The sequence below is a fragment of the Halomonas sp. IOP_14 genome, assembly GCF_021021315.1.
GTDB classification, from domain to species: domain Bacteria; phylum Pseudomonadota; class Gammaproteobacteria; order Pseudomonadales; family Halomonadaceae; genus Vreelandella; species Vreelandella titanicae.
On the sequence record NZ_JAINWD010000100.1, the window covers coordinates 1 to 2,361 of the forward strand.

Sequence of the window (2,361 nt, forward strand, 5' to 3'; positions counted from 1 at the left end):
AGGCTCTCACCGAACACGCCAGTGGCCAGCGGGGCAATACCCTGTTGGCGCTGGACACGGTGGGTATCGACCTGGATCGTGAAGACGTCACCCTCACCTGGCGGGCACTGTTCCCGCTCGATGACCCACTCAAGCAGGTACGCATCCGGCGCACACGGCTGGCAGCGACCTCATCCACCGGAGGAGCGCGCCATGTCGGATAACGCGCACGAGCTAGCCCCCATGTGTGTGACACCTGACGGACTGTGCGAAGAGGGCGACGGCCCACCCGGTGCTGACAGCAGCACACCGCGCGATACCCAGGGAGAGTCACCCCAAGGCGAAACCCTTAGCGGCCAAGCCCGTCACGCCGGTAATGCGGAGGCCCGATGGAGAGCGTTGACCAGCTTTCCTGATTTTTGTCAGGTGGGTGACAAGATCGTGGGTTTTGACTCCTCGGGACCGCTTGGCAACCCGGTGAACTACTCGCCTAACGTGATCACCGCCGGGCAGCGCACCTACCGGGTCGGCGATTTATGCCAAGGCACCGAGGGCAACGCCGGATCGGGGGTGGGCTCTGGCACCTCCCAGGGCAGCGGCCACGTGCTGTTCATGACCGGGCACGACAACGTCAAAGCCAACGGCCTGCCTGTCGTTCGCGACGGCAGCGAATGCACGATCAACTGCAACGCCGCCGGGGTAGGCGGCGCCAAGGGCTATGTCCACACCAACACCGAGAGCGTCAACAGCCAGGCCGAAGAGAGCAGCGAGGCGCTCAGCGAGGCTGAACTGTTTCAGCAACAAGGCGAAGCCAACCTAGAACGCGTGGGCGAGCTACGCGACGCCCTGCACGATAACCCCAACGGCAAAACCGCTGCCGAGGCTGAAGCGCTCTATGCGGAGGTTCAGCAATTAGCCAGCGAGACCCGAGCTCAACAAGACGCCCTTATGGATGCGCTAAGGGAAGGGCGCATCAGCGGTAACGACTATATCGAGAGTAGTTTTGAGGTCGACGAGGCTGCTAATCGTGCCGCCGATATGCAGCAAGAAGCCGAGCGCCAAGTGCGTTATACCTCAGAAAGTGGTCGCAACATCCGAGCAGCGGGGGTGTTTGTGGCCGAAGCCGCTACACCGTATGGCATCGTTGTGGATATACAAGACACAATGGCATTGTGGGGCGAAGGTAGATTACTCGCCGCGTCGGGCATGACCCTGCTGACGGCTGCCTCGGTTATTCCGGGGGTAGGGCTTTTACGTAAGGCGGATGACGTCGTGGACATTGCCCGGAATACTGATAGGACAGGAGATGCGGCGGGAAGTGCCAATCGCAGTGGGACGCCAGGAGACAACGAAGGGGTGCAGATTAGCGCAAAGCAAGGAGGGAAGATTGTTCACCGGTTTGATAATGTTACGGATTTCAATCGGGCGGCTAACAATCCTCTACCAAATGCGCGTTATGAATATGGTACGTATGCTTGGGAAACTGATAATCTGGGCCGAGTCACGGAAGCTTCCGGAACAGTCCGGTTGGATGCGCTGGATGGCCGAGCAGGCACGGACGGCATTAGCACTAGTGTTATTGGAAAGGAAGGACAGCCAGGAGATGTAGGCTTTCACCTTATTGGTGATCAGTTCGGTGGGCCTACAAATAGATTGAATGTGGTGCCGGGTAATGGGGCACGAGTAAATCCCAATGGTCCGCCGAATTTGAACCAGGGCCAATATGGGAAATTTGAGCGCTCTATGAAGCGAGCTGCCCAAGATCCAGTGAATGTTGGGAAGAATGTGGAAGTCAGGATTTCGCCTCAGTATAACCCCAATAATAGTACAAATAGGCCTGATGAGTTTGAAGCTTCATACCGTGTTGATGGAGAGCGCTGGAAAACGTTTGTATTTGAAAATAAACAAGGTGGATAAAGAAAGGAGTAAGTAAATGTCTATAGAATTTCAGAAAAATGTTGTTCAAGAGGTGGCAGGCTTAGTTGGGCCAGGATGGGAGAAGATAACTGTAAATATTGAAATTGATGATGTTGAAGGAGAAATAGTGGTAAGCCCAGAGGCTGATGTTTGGTATGACGGAAGTGCCGATGAGCTTCGATTAGATATAGTGGCTCGAAATTCTTTTAAAAAGCTTCGTGAGGTTATGGCCCAGAACGATAAGGAAAATCGTGCCTGGACGATTTGCGATCTTGAAATTCAGAATGATGGACAATTCAAATTTAAGTTCTCATATGATGAACCGCCTAGATTGGCTACTTTGAAGGAATGACAAAGAGAGCTCTTAATATTCTGTGCCAGCGGTAGTGTTCAGAATTCTGTGTCAGCTAGCTCACAGGTAGATATGATCGTCTAGTTCCGCTGGCAACTGCTCGGTGGCTGGCG

3 protein-coding genes are annotated in these 2,361 nt (G+C 54.5%); all 3 read left to right on the forward strand.

Features of this window, described 5'->3' with window-relative positions; all coding sequences use genetic code 11:
- Positions 1-203 (forward strand): hypothetical protein (locus K7H09_RS24250; RefSeq protein WP_230806363.1); only part of this gene is annotated, 203 nt, incomplete at its 5' end.
- Complete coding sequence (locus K7H09_RS24255) at positions 193-1,896, forward strand: DNA/RNA non-specific endonuclease (protein ID WP_230806365.1); 1,704 nt, start codon at positions 193-195, stop codon at positions 1,894-1,896. The genes K7H09_RS24250 and K7H09_RS24255, both read left to right, overlap by 11 nt.
- A 16-nt stretch (positions 1,897-1,912) precedes the next feature.
- Entirely contained in the window at positions 1,913-2,248 is a 336-nt protein-coding gene (locus tag K7H09_RS24260) for an immunity protein YezG family protein (RefSeq protein ID WP_027956904.1), read from the forward strand.
- Positions 2,249-2,361: the final 113 nt, after the last annotated feature.

Coding starts and splice junctions, on each gene's coding strand:
- K7H09_RS24255 (WP_230806365.1), top strand. CDS start 193: ATGTCGGATAACGCGCACGAGCTAGCCCCCATGTGTGTGACACCTGAC.
- K7H09_RS24260 (WP_027956904.1), top strand. CDS start 1,913: ATGTCTATAGAATTTCAGAAAAATGTTGTTCAAGAGGTGGCAGGCTTA.